The organism is Streptomyces sp. RLA123, from assembly GCF_056270165.1.
Window position 1 is genome coordinate 5,144,042 of the sequence record NZ_JBWDOR010000003.1, and the last position, 18,834, is coordinate 5,162,875.

The following is an 18,834-nucleotide window of genomic DNA, read 5'->3' on the forward strand; positions in this document are numbered from 1 at the left end:
GACGCCGTACCCCCTCCCTGAGGATGACGCGGCCCCCGGGAACGCCCCCGATCCCGGTGAAACCGGGTTGCTCCCGCGCGAGCGCTGCTGCCAGCGTGGAACCGGGACAGGGCGGGGCGACAACCGGGTCCGGGCGGGAAGAGGGGCGGCCGTATGGACGTTTCACGCTATGTGTCGGCCCTCGACTTCACCGCAGGTCTCGAGGGGTACCTGCGCGACGGCCATACGCTGTGGGCATACGGGGTGCTCGCGGCCACGACGGCGCCGCCGCTGGTGCCCAATTCAGCGCTGCTGGTGACAGGCGGGGTGCTGGCGGCCCAGGGGCGGCTGGACATCGGGCTGGTGCTGCTGGTGGTCGCGGGCAGCGCGGTCCTCGGCGACATGGTGATCCACCGGACCGGCCGGGCGGTGAGCGGCAGCGTCCTGACGCGGCTGTACCGCAAGCCAAGGCGCCGGGCACTGCTGGAGTGGGCGAGCACCCGCATAGAGCGCCACGGCGTTCCGTTCGTGATCGGCGTGCGGTTCCTGCCCAGCGGCCGGGTGATCGGCGGGCTTGCCGCGGGGATCGTCCGCTACCCGGCGCGGCACTACCTGATCGGCGCGAGCGTGGCGGAAGGGGTGTGGGCGACCTACTCCGTGGGGCTCGGCTACTTCGGTGGTTTGGCCATGTCCAACTCCCTGTACGCGGTGGGACTCGGCCTCGGCGTCTCGCTGTTCGTGGCGGGAATCGGCAGTCTGGCGCAGGTGGTGTCCGGGCGCCGCGCGGCCGCGGAGAACGCCACTGTCGCCGGGCGGGTGGTGGCGTCCGGAGGGACGGCTCCTCCCGGGCCGCGCGTCAGTGACCAGGAGGGACTCGGCGCGAACGACGGGCGCGGCGGCGGGACCGGGCCGGCTGCCGGACGCCGGGGCGTTGTGAGTTCCTGAGGCCCCGGTTCCACGCGCCTCCCGGCCTTCCCGGCTTCCCGGGTTCTGGTGGGGCGGCGGGCTCCGGGGCGGCCGCCGTGCCCACCCGGTGGTTCAGCCGGCCGGAGCCGGGCTGGTGCCCGGCGCGGGAGCGCCGGCTGCTCCGGCCGCCGCGGCCGCCGCCGTCACCTCCACCGGTCCGGTGCCGACGCGCGGCGCGAGGTAGCCGAACAGGGCGTTCTTGAGCTCGCCGGTATAGGCGTCCCGCTCCGCGCCCTCGTGCCCGACGACGAGCGCGAGGCCTGCCTTGAACAGCCCGAAGGCCATGGCCGCGACCTGCGTCCGCTCCGCCGGGGACAGGTCGGGGGCGCGCAGGCCGAGCAGCGTCTCGACCCGTTCCACCAGGGAGCCGTGCAGGGCGTCGTGCTCCGAGGCGACCGTCCCCGGGATGTCGCTGTCGTGGACCAGGGCGAGGAAGGCCGGGTTCTCGCAGTTGAAGTCGATCATCGGGTCCACGATCACATCGAGCATCTCGCGCAGCGGGAGCGAGGCGTTCTCCGGGGTGAACAGCTCGCCGTGGGCCTCGCGCATCCGCAGGTTGAGGGTGCTGCCCAGCTCGATGGCGATGGCTTCCTTGTTGGGGAAGAACTGGTAGAGCGTGCCGGGTGACACGCCCGCCTCACGTGCGATGGCGTTCGTGCTCGCCGCGGTGTAGCCCACCTTGCGGAAGACGTCCGCCGCGGCTTCCAGCAGCTGTGCCACGCGCCGTTCGCCGCGCGCCTGACGGCGGCGCGGTCTCTGCTCCTCGGGCACGTGTAATCCCCAATCACTGTTGACAAACGCGAGTGGCCGCTCGCATTCTGAGAAAACGCGAGTGATCGCTCGTGTTGGCCAGTTTACGGCTGTTCTTATGGGAGGGGACACCTCTGTCATGTCCGATGTCAACCGCGGGCGCCCGCCAGGGGTCTGGACCCGGGTGACCACCGCCCGGCCGAGGCTCACCCTGCTCCTCGCGCTGCTGTTCACCGCTCTTGCCGTGGTCGCGGGCAGTGGGGTCGCGGAGCGGCTGCACAGCGGTGGCTGGGAGGCGCCCGGCTCCGAGTCGTCGTACGCCAGCGCGGCCCTGCAGAAGTACTTCCCGGACTCCCAGCCCAATCTGATCCTCCTCGTCGACAGCCGGGGGGCCGGGGTGGACTCCCCGGCCGTGGCCGCCGAGGGCCGTGAACTCGGCCGCAGGCTCGCCGCGGACAAGGACGTCAGCGGTGTCATCTCTTACTGGACCACCTCGGCTCCCGCCCTGCGCGCCGAGGACGGCGGCGAGGCCATGATCGCCGCCCGCATCGCCGGCGACGACGACGCGATCGCCGAGACCGTCGAGCGCCTCGCCCCCGAATACCGTGGGGAACACGGCCCGGTGGAGGTCAGGGTCGGTGGCCTCGCCGCCTTCCGGCAGGAACTGCAGACCACCATCCAGGACGACCTGGCCCGCGCCGAGGTCATCGCGCTGCCGGTGACCCTGCTGCTGCTCGTGATGGTCTTCGGCAGCGCCGTGGCCGCGATGCTGCCGCTCGTCGTGGGCATCGTCGCGATCCTGGGCACCAACGCCGTGCTGCGCGGCATCACGGCGTTCACGGACGTCTCGATCTTCGCCCAGAACCTCACCACCGCCCTGGGGCTCGGACTAGCCGTCGACTATGCGCTGTTCATCGTGCGCCGCTTCCGGGAGGAGCTGGACGCCGGTGCCGATCCACGGGCCGCGGTGGGCGCGACGCTCCGCACGGCAGGCCGCACCGTGCTCTTCTCGGCGCTCACCGTGGCCGCCGCGCTGTCCGCGATGTTCCTGTTCCCCCAGTACTTCCTGCGCTCGTTCGCCTACGCGGGCATCGCGGTGGTGCTGCTGGCGGCGGGTGCCGCGCTGGTGATCCTGCCGGCGGTGCTGGTGCTGCTGGGCCACCGGGTCAACGCGCTCGACCTGCGCCGGATCCTGCCGGGCCGGCGGGCCGCACGGGAGCCGGGCGCGGGATACGCACGGCTCGCCACCCTGGTGATGCGCCGGGCACCGCTCTTCGCGGTCGGCACGATCGCGGGGCTGGTGCTGCTCGGAGTCCCCTTCCTCCAGGTGCAGTTCGGTACGGCGGACGACCGGCAGCTGCCGGCGACGGCCGAGGCGCATGTCGTGCAGCAGCACATCCGTGACGACTTCCCCGGCAACCCGGGCGACGAGATCACCGTGCTCGCCGAGGGCAGCCCCACGGCCGCCCAGCTGGGGGCCTACAGCAGCAGGCTGTCCGAGCTGCCCGGGGTGGTCGTCGTCGACGGCCCCGCAGGGCAGTACACCTCCGGCGGACGCAGCGCGGCGCCCGGCCCGGCCGAAGTCGCCCGGGCGGCCGGCGGGGCGGCCTATCTGACGGTGCTGCCGAAGACGGAGGCGGTGGACGCGGCCAGTCAGGACCTGGTGGGCAGGATCCGGGCGGTCGATGCCCCGTTCACGACCTCGGCCACCGGCACGGCCGCGCAACTGGTGGACACCAAGGACGTGATCGTCGACCGTCTGCCGTGGGCGGCCGGGATGATCGCCGCGGTCACCCTGCTGCTGGTCTTCCTGCTCACGGGCTCCGTCGTCATCCCCTTGCAGGCCGTGCTGCTCAACGCGCTGAGCCTGACCGCGATGTTCGGCGCCGTGGTCTGGATCTTCCAGGACGGCCATCTGTCGGGGCTGCTGGACTTCACCGCGACCGGGAGCATCGAGACCACCCTGCCCGTGCTGATGTTCTGCGTGGCCTTCGGGCTGTCGATGGACTACGGCGTCTTCCTGCTGTCGCGCATCAAGGAGGAGTACGACCGCACCGGTGACCACCGGTCGTCCGTGGTCTTCGGGGTGCGCCGCACAGGCGGTCTCATCACCGCGGCCGCGGTGATTCTGGCGGTGGTGATGGTGGCCATCGGCACCTCCCGGATCGCCAACACCAAGATGCTGGGCCTCGGGATCGCACTGGCCGTGCTGATGGACGCGATGGTGGTCCGCACGCTGCTCGTGCCGGCCGTGATGCGGCTGACGGGACGGGCCACCTGGTGGGCCCCGGGTCCACTCAAGCGCCTGCACGGCCGGGTCGGGCTGAGCGAGGGGGAGGGGCCGGGCGGGGTCCCGGCGCGGGAGGAGCCCGCGCGGGACCCGGAGCCCGCCGCGACCGGCTGAGCGTCAGCCGAGCTCCCGGCGGCCCCTGTTGCCCGGCCGCCGGGAGCTCCACAGACGGATGGTGTCCGCGTACCAGAAGGGCTTGCCGGCCTCCACGACGTCGGGCGGCGGCAGGTGCCCGTGTTTCCGGTACGAGCGCACCGTGTCGACCTGGACCCCGATGTGAGCGGCGATCTCGGCGTACGACCAGAGGGTCCGATCCGTCATCTCACACACACCTCCTCGCGATGGCTTTCGAGCGGTCAGCCTCGCCGGGTCAACGACATGGGATGACGGGTGAACGGGCCTGTTGATCACCTGTTACGTGAAGCCCGCGTAACGGTGACAAACCTGACAGAGGGGGTGATGATCGGATACTCATCCGGCGGACGGGACCGGAACTCCGTCCGAGGACGTCTCAGTCCCCGAACCGGCCGGGAAGGGACGGTGCTTGCGCCGAGGCGGCGGTGCGCAGTCGCGTGAGGGTGGCGGTGCCCGCCTTGGCGTACGCGGAGGAGTCGTCGGAGAGCACCGACTGCAGATTGACCGACTCCATCAGCGCGATGAGCTCGAAGGCCAGCAGGGGTACATCGAGCGCGCGGCCCGCAACTGCCCGGCCCCCAGGCCTTCTCGACGGTGATCTCGGCATAGGAGGTCCACTCCAGGAGGGCGTCGGCGACCAGTCACGCACCGGACGGTCCGCGCGTCGAACTCGGCCGCGACGGCGAGAAAGAAGCATCCTCCGGGGAACACCCGGCTCCGGGAGTACTCCAGCCACGCCTCACAGAGCCGGCACACCCGGGCGATCCCGGCGGGCAGTTCACGCGGGGCCCGCACCACATGGTCGACGTACAGCTCGCGGGCCGCTCGGACGGTGGCCAACTGCAGCTCCTCCTTGGAACCGAAGAGGGCGAACACCCCGCCCCTGCTCAGTGCCGGTTCGGCGGTCGGCCGGCCCATGGACAGCCCTTCGAGACCCTCGACCGAGGCGAGGGCCGTGGCGCGGCTCAGAACCAGGCGGCGCGTCTCGTTGCCGGGCCGGACCCGGTTGTCCGTACGGGGGGCTGTCACCCGGCCATCCGACGAAAGGCCACGTCCGCCCGGAATGCGGCGGGCGTAGGGTCGGTCGCGTGACCTCGACGAATCCCTTCCTCAGTCCGAGCACTCTCCCCTACGAGCTGCCGCCGTTCGCCGACATCCTGGACGAGCACTACCTGCCGGCCTTCGAGCTCGGCATGGCCGAGCAACTCGCCGAGGTGCGGGCCGTCGCGGCCGACCCCGAGCCGCCGGGCTTCGAGAACACGATCGTCGCCCTGGAGCGCTCGGGCGACCTGCTGAGCCGCGTCTCGAATGTCTTCTTCAACCGCACCGCGGCCGACACCAGTACCGCCGTGCAGGAGATCGAGGCGCGCGTCAACACGGCGCTCGCCGCGCACGCCGACGCCATCCATCTCGACCCGGATCTCTTCGCCCGGGTCAGGACGCTCCACGACTCCCGGCACGAACTCGGTCTGGACGCGCAGTCCCTGCGGCTGCTGGAGCGCTACCACACCCGCTTCGTCCGTGCCGGTGCCGAACTCACCGCCGAGGGCCGCGAGCGCCTGCGCGAGCTGAACGGCGAGATCGCCGAGGCCTCGACCGCTTTCGAGCAGAACCTCTTCGCCGACACCAAGGGCGCCGCGATCGTCCTGGACAGCGCGGACGAACTCGCCGGACTGTCCGCGGACGCCGTCGCCTCGGCAGCGGCCAACGCCACCGCCCTCGGCCACGACGGCCGCTATGTGCTGAGCCTGAAGAACTTCTCCAACCAGACCGAACTCGTCTCCCTGGACGACCGCGCCCTGCGCCGCAGGCTCCTGGAGGCGTCGCTCGGCCGCGGTCTCACGAGCAACCGCGCCCTGGTGGTGAAGCTCGCCAGGCTGCGGGCCGACCGTGCCGCACTGCTGGGATACCCCTCGCATGCCGCGTACGTCGTCGCCGACCAGACTGCGGGCACCACGGAGGCGGTCACCACCCTGCTGGCCCGGCTCACCCCGGCCGCCGTGGCCAACGCCGAGCGCGAGGCCGCCGCGCTGGCCGCCGCCTCCGGCCTGGCGGACTTCGCCGCATGGGACTGGGCGTACTGGTCGGAGAAGGTCCGCAAGGCCGAGTACGACATCGACGCCGCCGAGATGCGCCCGTACTTCGAGCTCGACCGGGTGCTGAGGGACGGCGTGTTCCACGCCGCCGGCCAGGTGTACGGGCTGAGCTTCACCGAGCGCCCCGACCTGAGCGGCTACCACCGCGACGTACGGGTCTTCGAGGTCTCCGACGCCGACGGCGCACCGCTCGGCCTCTATCTCGGCGACTTCTTCGCCCGCGCCTCCAAGCGCGGTGGTGCCTGGATGAACAGCCTGGTCAAGCAGTCGCACCTGTTCGGCAGCAAGCCCGTGGTCGTCAACAACCTCAACATCGCCAAGCCCGCGCCGGGCGAGGCGGCACTGCTCACCTTCGACGAGGTCCACACCCTCTTCCACGAGTTCGGCCATGCCCTGCACGGGCTGCTCTCCGACGTCCGGTACCCCTTCTTCTCCGGTACCGCCGTCCCGCGCGACTTCGTGGAATACCCCTCCCAGGTCAACGAGATGTGGGCGACCTGGCCGCAGGTGCTGGCCCACTACGCGCGCCACCACGAGACCGGTGAGCCGATGCCCGCGGAACTGGTGACCCGCATGGAGGCCGCCGAGCGCTTCGGGCAGGGCTACCGTACGGTGGAGTACCTGGCCGCCGCCGTGCTCGACTGGGCCTGGCACTCCATCCCGGCCGGCCATGACCCGGGCGACGCGGAGGAGTTCGAGGCCGCCGCGCTGAAGGAGGCCGGGCTCGCGCTGCCGGCGATCCCGCCGCGCTACCGCAGCACCTACTTCGCGCACATCTTCGCCCACGGCTACAGCGCCGGTTACTACTCCTACATCTGGAGCGAGGTACTGGACGCCGACACCGTCGAGTGGTTCAAGGAGAACGGCGGCATGCGGCGGGAGAACGGCGACACCTTCCGGCGCGAACTGCTCTCGCGCGGCGGCAGTGTCGACTCGCTCGCGGCCTACGAGGGATTCCGGGGGCGGGCGCCGGAGATCGCGCCGCTGCTGACCCGCCGCGGCCTGGCCGGCTGAGCGGGAGCCGCGGGAGGCCCTGCCGGGTCAGGCGTGCGGCCGTGCTCCGCTGAGGCGGTGGTCGGCGAGGTTCAGCGCCTCGTCGACCACCCGGCGCAGATGTCCGTCGGCCAGCCCGTAGATCATGCGGCGGCCTTCCTTGCGCACGGTCACCAGCCCGGCCAGCCGCAGTTTCGCCAGGTGCTGGCTGACGGCCGGGCGGGCCGCGCCGCACATCCCGGTCAGCGTGCCGACGTCGGCCTCCCGCTGCCCCAGGGCGTGCAGGAGCCGGAGCCGGGTGCGGTCGGCGAGCAGCCCGAGTGTCTCGGCGGCGAGGGCGTACTGCTCGGCGCCCGGGTCTCGCGGGTGCGCATCCTGTGCAGGTGATAGGTGCATGCGTGCGCTCATACGCACATAATGACAGTCATGGACGAGCACCGGCACCCCCACCCGCACGACGGTCACGGTCAGGCGCACGACCACAGCCATGACCCCGGCGGCGGCCACGGCCGCGCGCACCCCCGGCCCCACTCCCACGCCGCCACGGACAAGCTCGACCGCGCCCTCGAAGGCTCAGCGGAGGGCATCCGCGCTCTGTGGATCTCCCTCGCGGTCCTCGGCGCCACCGCCGCCGCGCAGGCGGCCGTCGCCGTACTGTCCGGTTCCGTCGCCCTGCTCGGCGACACCGTGCACAACGCCGCCGACGCGCTGACCGCCCTCCCGCTCGGCCTGGCGTTCCTGCTCGGACGCCGCGCCGCCACGCGGCGCTTCACCTACGGCTACGGCAGGGCCGAGGACCTGGCCGGAATCGTCATCGTCGCCACCATCGCCGCGTCCGCCGTCGTCACCGGTTACCAGGCGATCGACCGCCTGCTGGACCCGCGGGACGTCTCCCATCTGCCGGCTGTCGCCGCCGCCGGGCTCGCCGGATTCGCGGGCAACGAATGGGTGGCCCGCTATCGCATCCGCACCGGGCGGAAGATCGGTTCGGCGGCGCTCGTCGCGGACGGGCTGCACGCCCGAACCGACGGCTTCGCGTCGCTCGCCGTGCTGCTCGGCGCGGGCGGCGCGGCACTCGGCTGGCGCGCGGCCGACCCGGTCGTCGGGCTGCTCATCGGCGCGGCCATCCTGCTGGTGCTCCGTGACGCGGCACGCGAGGTGTTCGGCCGCCTCATGGACGCCGTCGACCCCGCGCTCGTCGATGCCGCCGAGCGAGCGCTGCGCGACCGGCCCGGCGTCCTGGACGTCGCCGAACTGCGGTTGCGCTGGATCGGCCACCAAGTGCGGGCGGAGGTCGCCGTCGTCGTGGACGGTTCGCTTGACCTGCGGGCGGCGCACCAAGTGGCCGTGGACGCCGAACACGCGCTGCTGCACGCCGTCCCCCGGCTGAGTGCCGCCCTCGTCCACCCCGACCCGGCTCCGGCGGCCGGCCTCCCCGATCCGCACGCCGGCCTGGCCCACCACGGGACGTGAGGAACCGCCGTTCAGCCGGGCCCTGTGCCGCGGTCGGCCGCCGCCTGCGCGGCCGCCCTCCGGACCCGCTCGCCCAGCGCCCGCAGCCGGTCGGCGGGGGCGCCGAGTCCGTTGAGCCGCAGGCGGTCGGTCTCCGTGCGGGTGTCGGCATTGGCGGTGAAGGCCAGATTGAGTGCCTGCCGCACCATCCAGTGGTCGTACGTCAGCAGCCGGACGGCCTCGTCACGCGCCGCAGCCTGCTCCCCGTCGGCGGGCAGGTCGCGCAGTCGCTGGGTGATGCCCTGCAGCACCGCCGCCTGCCGGCTGCCCGCGCGGGCCACCTCCGTCGGCACGGGGCCCGGCTCGCCGCAGGCCGCCACCACGCGGTCGGCCTCCGGCTGGGCGGCCACCGCCTGGTCCAGGAGCGCGACCAGCGCTGCCAGTTGCTCGTACGAGGACATGGCTCCTCCGGTCGGCGTTGCGTGGCCACAGACCCCCAGTGTGCGCCTGGGGGGCGTCGGGCGGGGGATGGGCGCGGACCATGAGGAACGATCTGTACCGGACCGGTCACGGCAATATCACGGACCGCTCGCATGTCTGCGCGGACCGTGAGGGCGATGTCACGGTGTCCCCCACACCCAAGCCTCAGGGGGCTCCTGTGACACCGTCGGCGCACACGCAACCACCGGGTTCGCACCGGTCACAAGGGCCCGGTGGGGTCCAGCCGCCGAAGAAGTCGGGCGCCGGCAAGATACTCGGTTTCGGCATCGTCGCCATCTTCGCCGTGATCGGCGGCAGTGTCGCATTCGCCCTCCGCGCCGGCGCCGGTGACAGTTCCGGCGGCGACGCCCCGACGGTGAGCACCGGTCCGACGCAGGACGCCGCCGGGCAGGAGCAGTTCAAGGCCGATGTGAAGATCACCTCGTGCGGGCTCGCGGCCTTCACCAAGTGGCCCAGTGCCGAGGTGACCATCACCAACCACGGGGACCGGAGCGCCGGCTACCAGGTGCGCGTGGCGTTCACCGACGCGACAGGGGCCCGGATCGCGCAGGGCGTCGCGACGACCGCGGGGCTGGCCGCCGACGCGTCCGTCAGTGAGAGCGCACAGGGAACCGTGGCGGCGGCAGGCGAGATCGCCTGCAAGGTCATCGAGGTGGGCCGCACCGCCCCGAATTGACGCGGTGCGGGAGGAACGGCTCCGGGTCGCCGTTCGCGCCGGCTTTTCCGTCGCCGGGTGACTCCGGTTCGCCATGCCGGCCCGCGGCCGGGAGCCGCGGGTATTCCGCGCGAATGGCGCGCCGGCGGTTTTCGCACGGACCGGTGCGCGGTCCTGAGTGCCGGGTGGGACGGCTGATCGCCCGCGCCCGGACATGTGGCCGTCCTCCGCGTGAACGCCTCGCGGTGACCGGCGAACTGGCGAGAAACGTCCTCCGAACAGGTTCCGCATGCGCGCTCCGCGGCCGGCCGCGAATGACGGGAATCCGGGCCTGTCATTACAACTGCACTTGTCCGTGCGACTGTTGACGATCAGTCTCATGCAAGTGCCGCTCGATGCGTACTGCTTCTGTGCGAGGTTGCCTGCGTCGGACCGTGGCTGAAAAAGCGGAGCGTCACCGGGGCCTTGATCATCATCACCTTGTGTGGATCTGCACGTCTCGTTCATCTTGCATCCGTTCGGCGTTCTCTCCCCCTTGAACACAACCCCCTCATGTGCCGCGACTGTCAGGACCGCTTGGGGATGTATTTCGGCCTGTTGCGCGAAAAACAAAAGGGGAGGGAGGTCGGCCCTATGGTCCGGCCGCGCGTTCTGTACATGTTCACCCAGGGGGATGGCAGGTACCTGCCAGGGGTGCAGCATGTGCGTTCGGGGAATCCGGGCGATCCGGACCTCTCCCCGGAGGGGTCGCCGCGTATCGCGAGACCCGAAAGACCCGAAAGACCGGGAAGACCCGACCGACAGGACCGCCACGACCGGGCCGACCGGCAGGAACGGTCCGAGGGTCATCCCCCCGCGGTCGGCTGGCGGCTGGTCGGTGCCAACAACCGTGAACTGGGGCGCAGCGCCCGCGCGCACGCCTCACTGACCGAGTGTCAGGCAGCCGTGCTCATACTCCGCGAGAACATCGGGCAGGTCCGCGCGCAGCTGGCCATGGCCGATGCCGGCAACACCTGGACGTGGCGGGTCGCGCTCGGCGGCAAGGACGTCGCCGTGTCCGGCCGCACCTACCAGCGCCAGCGCGAGTGCCAGCAGAACCTGGGCCTGTTCCTGGCCGCCGTCACGGTCGCGGAGATGACCGAGGGCACAGCCCACCGGCCGCGGTTGCGCGGTCTGCGGGCCGCAGCTCAGCCGGGGTCTACGCGAGAAGACTCCGACGAGGGCCGCGGTACGTGCGACGCCCAGGACGCCCGGAGTCCGCGGGACACCACGCCGCCCAGCGGGCTGCGGGCCGGGGCGGGGGTCCGATGACCGTCGCACTCCCCGGGTTCGGCCGTTCCTCAGAGCCCGGTCCCGACCAGGCGGACGACGCACCCCGTGACATCCGCGGCAGTGCCGAGCCCGCCGACCTCGCCTTCCGCCTCGTGGCGCGGGGGAGCGGCGCCGCGGTGCTCGTCATCATGCTGCTGGTCGGCGTCTTCCTCACCTACCGGGCGTGGCAGGCGCTGAGCGTCGCCGGCTTCTCCTTCCTCACCACGGCGGCCTGGGAACCCGATGCCCACCACTTCGGCATCGCGGCCGTGCTCACCGGCACGGTGCTGATCGGCCTGGTGGCGATCGCCTTCGCGCTGCCTCTGGCGGTGGGCACCGCGCTGTACATCTCCGAGTACGCGCCGCGTCGCCTCCGGCGCACCCTCGTCAGCCTCGTGGACCTCATGGCGGCGGTGCCGAGCGTGGTGTACGGCCTGTGGGGGGCCTTCTTCCTCCAGGCCCACGTCGTCGGACTGTCGCGCTGGCTGGCCACGTACTTCGGCTGGATCCCGATCTTCAAGGTCGCGGGGACCGACCCCGACGACCCGCTGGCGACCTCCACGGTCTACACGTCCTCCACCTTCATCGCGGGGATGGTCGTGGCGCTGATGGTGACGCCGATCGCCTGCTCGGTGATGCGGGAGGCCTTCTCCCAGGCGCCCGTGGGCGAGCGGGAGGGCGCATTCGCGCTCGGCGCCACCAAGTGGGGCATGGTGCGCACCGTCGTGCTGCCCTTCGGGCTCGGCGGCATCATCGGCGGCACGATGCTCGGCCTCGGCCGGGCGCTGGGCGAGACGATCGCGGTGTACATGATCATCTCCCCGGTCTTCGCCATCCAGCCGCACATCCTGCAGAACGGCGCCAACTCCGTTTCTGCGCTCATCGCCCTGCGCTACGGCTCGGCGAGCACCTTCGGCATGTCGGCCCTGATGGCCGCCGGCCTCGCCCTGTTCCTCATGACGCTGGTCGTCAACTTCATCGCCTCCTCGATCGTTGCGCGCAGTCGCTCCGGCGCGGGGGTGGAGGCCTGAGATGAACGACCTCCTCACCAAGGAGCGGACGGCCCCTGCCGCCCGTCCCGCCGAGCCCGCCGCCGAGATCCGGCGCAACACCTCCGGTGTGCATCTGACCGACCTGCTGTCGCTGGCAGGAGCCCTCGTCGCCTCGGTGGCCCTGACCTCGCTGCTGTTCTTCTGGGTCGCCCCGTTCGACTCCCTCCTGGGCTTCGTGGTCGTGGTGTACCTGTGCTTCCTCGGCCTGTACGCCGTGCTGGTCTCCCTCGACCAGAACGGCTCGGCGGTCCGGGACCGGGTGGCGGCGGTGGTGTGGCAGAGCCTGGCGCTGCTGCTCCTGGTCGCGCTGGTCTTCGTGGTCTTCTACACCCTGTGGCGCGGCCACCGGGCCCTGGTGCACCTGAACTTCTTCACCGAGGACCTGTCGGAGACCGGCCCGCTCCAGCCGCTCACCCAGGGCGGTGTGCTGCACGCCATCGTCGGCACCCTGGAGCACATCACGATCGCCCTGGCCATCACGGTGCCGCTCGGTCTGGCCTGCGCGGTGTTCCTCAACGAGGTGCCCGGCGGGTACGCGCGCTTCGTGCGGACCATCGTGGAGGCGATGACGGCCCTGCCCTCGATCGTGGCCGGCCTGTTCATCTACGCCACCGTCATCCTGATCATCGGTCTGGAGAAGTCCGGCTTCGCCGCCGCGCTCGCGCTGAGCGTGATGATGCTCCCGATCATCATCCGCGCCTCCGACGTGGTGATCCGCCTGGTGCCGAGTTCGCTGCGCGAGGCGTCGTACGCGCTCGGGGCTGGGCAGTGGCGCACGGTGTGGACCGTGGTGCTGCCGACCGCGCGGTCCGGCCTGACCACCGCGGTGATCCTCGGCACCGCCCGCGGCATCGGCGAGACCTCGCCGGTCCTGCTCACCGCCGGGTTCACCGCCAGCCTCAACACCAACCCGCTGAAGGACGCGCAGATCTCGCTGCCGCTGGCGACCTTCTCCCTCGTCGGGTCGCCCCAGCCGAACCTGATCGCCCGCGGATTCGGTTCCGCGGCGCTGCTGATGGCCCTGGTGCTCCTGCTGTTCCTCCTGGCCCGCGCCATCGGCGGTCGCGGCCCGGGAGAGCTGACCCGCGGTCAGCAGCACCGCCGGGTGGTGGCCTCCCAGCGGGACGTGGCGCGCATGAGCGCCCGCCATCTGCCGGCCGCGCAGCCTGCCCCCGTGCAGCCTGCCGCGCCCGCCGACCGCGATCCGGCCGACTCGTGACATCCCGCCGCCCAGAACGCACCACCCGTACCGATCAGGAGCCGCCCGTCATGTCCGGAGCCCGTCCGGCACCGCCCGCACGTTCCCGTTCCCAGGCCGTGAGACTGCTCGCGCTGCTGGCCGCCCTGCTGTTCACGGCCGTCCTGCCGACGCCCGACCAGGCCGCCGCCGCGACGTACGTCCCGATCTCGGGCGCCGGATCCACGTGGAGCCAGAACGCGCTCGACCAGTGGCGGGCCAACGTCAAGCAGTACGGCATGACGGTGAACTACAACGGCACCGGTTCCTCCGACGGCCGCAACCAGTACCGCAACGGCACGGTGGACTACGGCGTCTCCGAGATCCCGTACGGCATCGAGGACTCCGGCGTCGTCGACCCGCCGCCCTCGCGCAAGTACGCGTACATGCCGATCGTCGCGGGCGGCACCTCCTTCATGTACAACCTCAAGATCGGTGGCCGCCGGGTCACCAACCTGCGGCTGTCCGGCGACGTCATCACCAAGATGTTCACCGGAGTCATCAAGACCTGGAACGACCCGGCGATCAAGGCGGACAACCCCGCCCTCGCCAAGGCCCTTCCCGCGCTCCCGGTCGTCCCGGTGGTCCGCTCCGACGGATCCGGCACCACCGCGCAGTTCACGACCTGGATGTCCAAGCAGTACGGCTCGCTGTGGGACGACTACTGCCGCAAGGCCGGCCGCAGCACCCCCTGCGGGCAGACCTCCAACTTCCCCCTCGTGAGCGGCACCCGCATGGTCGCCCAGGCGGGCTCCAACGGCGTCTCCGGCTACGTCGCCCAGGCGGGCAACGTCGGCACGATCACCTACGTCGAGTACTCCTACGCCGTCTACACCACCGGCTTCCCGGTGGTGAAGGTGCTCAACGCGGCGGGCTACTACGTCGAGCCGAAGGCCACCAACGTCGCGGTGGCACTGCTCCAGGCGCACATCAACCCGGACCTCACGCAGAAGCTCGACCAGGTCTACTCCGATGGCGACCGGCGCACCTATCCGCTGTCGAGCTACAGCTACATGGTCATTCCGACCCAGCTGGAGTACAAGTTCAACGCCCAGAAGGGCAGGACGCTCGGCGCCTTCGCGTACTACTTCCTGTGCCAGGGCCAGCAGAGCGTCGACGACCTCGGGTACTCGCCACTGCCGATCAACCTCGTGCAGGCCGGCCTCCAGCAGGTCCGCAAGATTCCCGGCGTCGACGTCGAGTCGATCAACATCAAGAACTGCCACAACCCCACCTTCTCCACCAACGGCACCAACACTCTCGCCAAGACCGCCCCGTACCCCCCCGCCTGCGACAAGAGGGGCGCGACGCAGTGCGCGACCGGCACCGGCGGCGCGAAGACCCCGACCAATGTCGGCGGTTCCGGTGGCAGCGGAGCTTCGGGCGGCACGAACGGCAGCGGTGGCGGAAACGGTTCCGGCGGTTCGGGCGGAACGAACGGCAGCGGCACGAACGGCAACGGCGGGGGCACCTCCGGGTCCGGTGGCGGTGACGCGGGTGCCACCGGCGGCGCGGGCGGCGCGACCGGCGGCGGCAGCGCCTCGCCCTCGCTCGACCCGGACACCGGTCAGGTCGTCGACAACGGCGCGGCCGCGGCCGACGGCGGCGGCAACGGTGCCTACCCGGTGCCCGTGACGACCGCGAGCAACATCAGCGGCGGTACCCAGACGACCCTGATGGTGCTGGCCGCGGTGCTGCTGGTGGCCCTCACCATCGTGCCGCCGCTGCTCAACTCCCGCCTCGGCCGCAAGGGGCGGTCATGAGATCCCTCCGCCGGCCGCTGGCCGGTCTGCTCACCGTCCTCGCCCTGGCGCTCACCGGGGCCGCGGCCCCGGCCTCCGTCCCGATGGCGGCCGCCGCGTCCGGGTCCAAGGTGACGGTCTTCGGCCACGACGCCTTCCCCGGCATGAAGGTCACGGTCAGCCAGACCAAGAACCTCGTCAACCAGGTGGTCAAGGTCTCCTGGAAGGGCGCCGCGGAGACGGTCTCGGACAGCAACTACGCGGCCGACTACCTGCAGATCATGCAGTGCTGGGGCGACGCCTCCACCGGGCCCGACCCCGAGCAGTGCCAGTTCGGCGGCTCCTCCGCGCTCGGCGCGGGTGCGGGCAGCCAGGGCGCAGGCGCGTACACCAACACCCGCCAGCTCAACTACGGCACCCTCAAGGACCCGGCTCAGACACTGCCGCCGCCGACCCCGTCGGGGAACTCCTACGTCCCCTTCCGCTCGGTGACCGGCGACAAGACCGCGCCCGGGAACTGGAACGACTTCTACGACGTCAGCACCTCGAACGAGGTCCCCTACGCCCGCAGCGGCCCGGACGGCACCGGCGAGGTCTACTTCGAGGTCCAGACCGCCCTGGAGGCCCCCGGCCTCGGTTGCGGCGAGGTCCCCGAAGGCCACACCGCCACCACCGGCCGCAGCTGCTGGCTGGTCGTCGTGCCGCGCGGCGAGAGCGAGGTGGACGGCAGCGCGTACGGCAGCCAGCCCAGCGGCCTGCTGCAGTCCTCGCCGCTCAGCGCGACCAACTGGAAGCAGCGCATCGTCGTCCCGATGCAGTTCGAGGCGATCGGCGACTTCTGCCCCATAGGCGCCGACGAGCGCGGCACGCTCGGCGACGAGGCCGTCGCCGAGGCCGTGGTGCGCTGGCAGCCCACGCTGTGCCAGAACGGCTCCAAGACCATCTACGGCTATGCGCAGATCACCGACGACACGGCCCGCGCCAAGCTGGTCTCGGGGAAGCCCGGCATGGTCTTCCTCAACCGTCCGGCGACCGGCGACCAGGTCCCCGCGGACCAGAAGCCGGTGTACGCGCCGGTGACCCTGTCGGGGCTGACCTTCGGCTACTTCATCGAGAGCCGGGCCGGCTTCGGCGCCCCGGAGGACGTCAAGGCAAGCAACGGAACCCGGCTCACCTCGCTGAACCTCACCGCCCGGCTGGTCGCCAAGCTCCTCAGCGAGTCCTACCAGGACGGCAACTCCCGCCTCGCGGACAGCACCGTCAACAACCCCTTCAACCTGGCCCACGACCCGGAGTTCCTGAAGTACAACCCCGACTACGCGGACCTGGACTTCGGCGGATCCCTGGGCGACGCCCTCGTGGCCGAGCCGCTGTCCGACGCCACGTCGGCGCTGTGGAGCTGGGTGGAGCAGGACCCGGCGGCCCGGGAGTTCCTGGACGGCACCGCCGACAACACTGGTGCCCACGGCGACCCCACCTTCTCGGGGATGAAGGTCAACCCGCATTACAAGAGCCTGCACTTGCCCGTCAACTCCTTCCCCAAGAGCGACCCGTTCTGCCAGGAGTTCGACACCCACCCGGACAACCCGCTGTGCATCCAGGACAAGCACCCCTACGCCACCGACATGCACGCCGGTGCCCGCGCCGTCGCACGCGGCGAGACCCTGGCCCGCACGATCTGGGACGCCACCACCCAACCTCCGGCGTACAAGAAGGACAGCCCGCAGCCGGCGGGCCAGCGGGCCGTCATCGCGGTGACCGACACCGCGACCGCGCACCGCTACGGGCTGGTGACCGCCGCCCTGCAGAACGCCGCGGGCAGCTTCGTGGCCCCGACCACCGAGTCCCTCCTGGCGGCGCAGAAGGCCATGAAGCCCAGCGGTGTCGCCGGTGTGCTGGAGAACGACCCCGCCACCAAGGACGCCGCGGCCTACCCGGTCCCGCTGCTCAGCTACGCGGCCACCGTGCCCGAGAAGCTCGGGAAGAAGGAAGGCCGGGAGTACGCCGACCTGCTGCGGTACGCGGTCGGTTCGGGCCAGCGCCCCGGCGTCTCCGCCGGCACCCTGCCCGACGGATATGCGCCGCTGCCGCAGGCCCTGCGCTCCCAGACCCTGCAGGCGGCCTCCGCGATCGTCTCCAGGTCGGGTCCCACGATCCCGGACCCGGACCCGGACCCCGAGCCCGGCAGCGGCGACGGGGGGAGCACCGGCGGCGGGGACACGGGTGGCGGCGGTGACGGCGGTGACGGCGGCGCCGGCGTGCCGGCTCCGCCCGTCGAGAGCCCCACTGCCACCGCGTCGCCGAACCCCTCGGCGCCCGCGCCCTCCAGCCCGCCTCCCTCGGTCGCTCCGGTGGCCGCCGGCAGTCCGCTGCCGCCCACACCCGACTGGGCGCTCGGCGCCACGCGCTTCGCCCTCCTGATCGCCCTCGTGGCCGGCCTTGTCGCGGCCGTCTGCGGCCCCCTGCTGCCGAGAGTGGCGCCGCGGGTCGCGACCGGTCTGCGGGCCCTGCGCACGAGGGACCTCAACACACCGCAAGAAAAGGGGTGATGCCCGCACTCGAACCATCGACAGGTCCGCGCCAACGAACTGTCTGAACCTTCGCGCCGGGCACCACCCGGCGAAAGCCTAGCCGAGAGGTAATTTCACGTGAACATCCGCAAGCTCGTCGTCGCGGCCATCGGTGCCGCCGGCCTTCTCACCGGCACCGTCTGCGGCAGCGTGGCCGTCGCCGACCCGTCCGGCTCGCCGGTCTACCGCCAGCTGTCCGGTGTGGGCTCCGACACCACCCAGGACGTGATGAACGGCATCGCCAACGCCGTCACGATCAACGGTGTCAAGGTCATCGGCTCGTACAACGCCACCGGCACCTCGACCGTGACCACCAAGGACCCCAACACGACCCCGGGCTGCAACATGAACCGCCCGAACGGTTCCGGCGCCGGCCGCACCGCGCTGCTGACCTCGCTGAACGCCAACAACGGCTGCCTGGACTTCGCGCGCTCCTCCAGCCTGACCCTGACCGCCGCGAGCCCGGGTCTGACCTACGTGCCGTTCGCCGTGGACGGTGTGAGCTACGCGATCACGCCCAGCAGCACCGTGCCGCGCAAGCTCGCCCTGGCGGACCTCAAGGCGATCTACCACTGCGACAAGGACTTCGTGGGCACCGGCCCGAACTACAAGCTGACGGCGCTCCTGCCGCAGGCCGGTTCGGGCACCCGTTCCTTCTGGGAGTCTCAGGTCGGCATCACCGAGGCCGACGTGGTCGCCAACGTCTACCCCTGCATCAAGGACACCAAGGGCGGCGCCCCGGTGCAGGAGCACGACGGCCGTGTGCTCGACGACAAGTCGATCGTCCCGTTCTCCATCGCCCAGTACAACTCGCAGTCGTCGCAGACCGTCGCCGACCTGCGCGGCCGGGCGATCCTGGGCACCATCGACGGCCTCGCGCCCAACGTTCTCAACACCAACTTCGTTGTGAAGCGCGACGTCTACAACGTCATCCCGACCAGCAAGATCGGCACGGCGCCCTGGAGCACCGTGTTCGTCGGGTCGAACTCGCTCGTCTGCCAGCAGACCGGCGTGATCAACACCTACGGCTTCGCGGCCAACGCGAACTGCGGTGACACCAGTAAGCAGACCCCCTGACGCGGTCGCTGCACCTCATCCCCCCATG

17 protein-coding genes are annotated in these 18,834 nt (G+C 71.4%); 11 read left to right on the forward strand and 6 right to left on the reverse strand.

Translation table 11 applies throughout. The annotated features are described in order from the left end of the window. Nucleotides 1-153 precede the first annotated feature (153 nt). The gene (locus RV983_RS23455) at nucleotides 154-924 is read left to right on the forward strand and encodes a DedA family protein (protein WP_475987702.1); all 771 of its coding nucleotides are present in this window, start codon (nucleotides 154-156) and stop codon (nucleotides 922-924) included. A 93-nt stretch (nucleotides 925-1,017) separates the two neighbouring features. Here RV983_RS23455 and RV983_RS23460 read toward each other — a convergent pair whose 3' ends face one another. Beyond that, nucleotides 1,018-1,716 (reverse strand): TetR/AcrR family transcriptional regulator, encoded by a 699-nt coding sequence (locus tag RV983_RS23460; protein ID WP_475987703.1) that lies wholly within the window; start codon nucleotides 1,714-1,716, stop codon nucleotides 1,018-1,020. A gap of 118 nt (nucleotides 1,717-1,834) precedes the next feature. On the opposite strand from RV983_RS23460, the gene RV983_RS23465 reads away from it, so the two are divergent. Next, entirely contained in the window at nucleotides 1,835-4,099 is a 2,265-nt protein-coding gene (locus tag RV983_RS23465) for an MMPL family transporter (protein WP_475987704.1), read from the forward strand. Between the two features lie 3 nt (nucleotides 4,100-4,102). Here the strand turns inward: RV983_RS23465 and RV983_RS23470 are convergent, their stop codons facing one another. The 3 genes from RV983_RS23470 to RV983_RS23480 form a co-directional block, all read right to left on the reverse strand. Then, a complete protein-coding gene (locus RV983_RS23470) occupies nucleotides 4,103-4,306 on the reverse strand; it encodes a MarR family transcriptional regulator (protein WP_319661490.1) in 204 nt (67 codons plus the stop codon). A 190-nt stretch (nucleotides 4,307-4,496) separates the two neighbouring features. Continuing rightward, nucleotides 4,497-4,634, reverse strand: a complete 138-nt coding sequence (locus RV983_RS23475; RefSeq protein WP_475987705.1) for a hypothetical protein — start codon at nucleotides 4,632-4,634, stop codon at nucleotides 4,497-4,499. Then, on the reverse strand, nucleotides 4,634-5,149 hold the full coding sequence (locus RV983_RS23480) for a TetR/AcrR family transcriptional regulator (protein ID WP_475987706.1): 516 nt from the start codon (nucleotides 5,147-5,149) through the stop codon (nucleotides 4,634-4,636). The genes RV983_RS23475 and RV983_RS23480 overlap by 1 nt, the downstream gene beginning before the upstream one ends. A 59-nt stretch (nucleotides 5,150-5,208) precedes the next feature. Between RV983_RS23480 and RV983_RS23485 the strand changes: the two genes are divergently transcribed. Then, nucleotides 5,209-7,230, forward strand: a complete 2,022-nt coding sequence (locus RV983_RS23485; RefSeq protein ID WP_475987707.1) for a M3 family metallopeptidase — start codon at nucleotides 5,209-5,211, stop codon at nucleotides 7,228-7,230. A 27-nt stretch (nucleotides 7,231-7,257) separates the two neighbouring features. Here RV983_RS23485 and RV983_RS23490 read toward each other — a convergent pair whose 3' ends face one another. After that, on the reverse strand, nucleotides 7,258-7,617 hold the full coding sequence (locus tag RV983_RS23490; RefSeq protein ID WP_475987708.1) for an ArsR/SmtB family transcription factor: 360 nt from the start codon (nucleotides 7,615-7,617) through the stop codon (nucleotides 7,258-7,260). Between the two features lie 18 nt (nucleotides 7,618-7,635). Between RV983_RS23490 and RV983_RS23495 the strand changes: the two genes are divergently transcribed. Beyond that, nucleotides 7,636-8,682, forward strand: coding sequence for a cation diffusion facilitator family transporter (locus RV983_RS23495; RefSeq protein WP_475987709.1), 1,047 nt, complete (start codon nucleotides 7,636-7,638; stop codon nucleotides 8,680-8,682). A gap of 11 nt (nucleotides 8,683-8,693) precedes the next feature. Here the strand turns inward: RV983_RS23495 and RV983_RS23500 are convergent, their stop codons facing one another. Beyond that, on the reverse strand, nucleotides 8,694-9,122 hold the full coding sequence (locus RV983_RS23500; RefSeq protein WP_475987710.1) for a hypothetical protein: 429 nt from the start codon (nucleotides 9,120-9,122) through the stop codon (nucleotides 8,694-8,696). An 80-nt stretch (nucleotides 9,123-9,202) separates the two neighbouring features. Between RV983_RS23500 and RV983_RS23505 the strand changes: the two genes are divergently transcribed. The 7 genes from RV983_RS23505 to RV983_RS23535 all read left to right on the forward strand — a co-directional run bounded on the left by RV983_RS23505 (nucleotide 9,203) and on the right by RV983_RS23535 (nucleotide 18,806). Next, a complete protein-coding gene (locus RV983_RS23505) occupies nucleotides 9,203-9,838 on the forward strand; it encodes an FxLYD domain-containing protein (protein ID WP_475987711.1) in 636 nt (211 codons plus the stop codon). A gap of 924 nt (nucleotides 9,839-10,762) precedes the next feature. Next, nucleotides 10,763-11,128, forward strand: coding sequence for a hypothetical protein (locus RV983_RS23510; RefSeq protein WP_475987712.1), 366 nt, complete (start codon nucleotides 10,763-10,765; stop codon nucleotides 11,126-11,128). Continuing rightward, nucleotides 11,125-12,159, forward strand: a complete 1,035-nt coding sequence (gene pstC, locus RV983_RS23515; protein ID WP_475987713.1) for a phosphate ABC transporter permease subunit PstC — start codon at nucleotides 11,125-11,127, stop codon at nucleotides 12,157-12,159. The genes RV983_RS23510 and pstC overlap by 4 nt, the downstream gene beginning before the upstream one ends. A 1-nt stretch (nucleotide 12,160) precedes the next feature. Next, on the forward strand, nucleotides 12,161-13,399 hold the full coding sequence (pstA, locus tag RV983_RS23520) for a phosphate ABC transporter permease PstA (RefSeq protein WP_475987714.1): 1,239 nt from the start codon (nucleotides 12,161-12,163) through the stop codon (nucleotides 13,397-13,399). A gap of 50 nt (nucleotides 13,400-13,449) precedes the next feature. Continuing rightward, nucleotides 13,450-15,180, forward strand: a complete 1,731-nt coding sequence (locus RV983_RS23525) for a phosphate ABC transporter substrate-binding protein PstS (protein ID WP_475987715.1) — start codon at nucleotides 13,450-13,452, stop codon at nucleotides 15,178-15,180. After that, entirely contained in the window at nucleotides 15,177-17,708 is a 2,532-nt protein-coding gene (locus RV983_RS23530; RefSeq protein WP_475987716.1) for a hypothetical protein, read from the forward strand. Before RV983_RS23525 ends, RV983_RS23530 begins: the two co-directional genes overlap by 4 nt. A 99-nt stretch (nucleotides 17,709-17,807) precedes the next feature. Then, nucleotides 17,808-18,806 carry a hypothetical protein gene (locus RV983_RS23535; protein WP_475987717.1) on the forward strand — a complete coding sequence of 333 codons (999 nt, stop codon included), beginning with the start codon at nucleotides 17,808-17,810 and terminating at the stop codon, nucleotides 18,804-18,806. Nucleotides 18,807-18,834 lie beyond the last annotated feature (28 nt).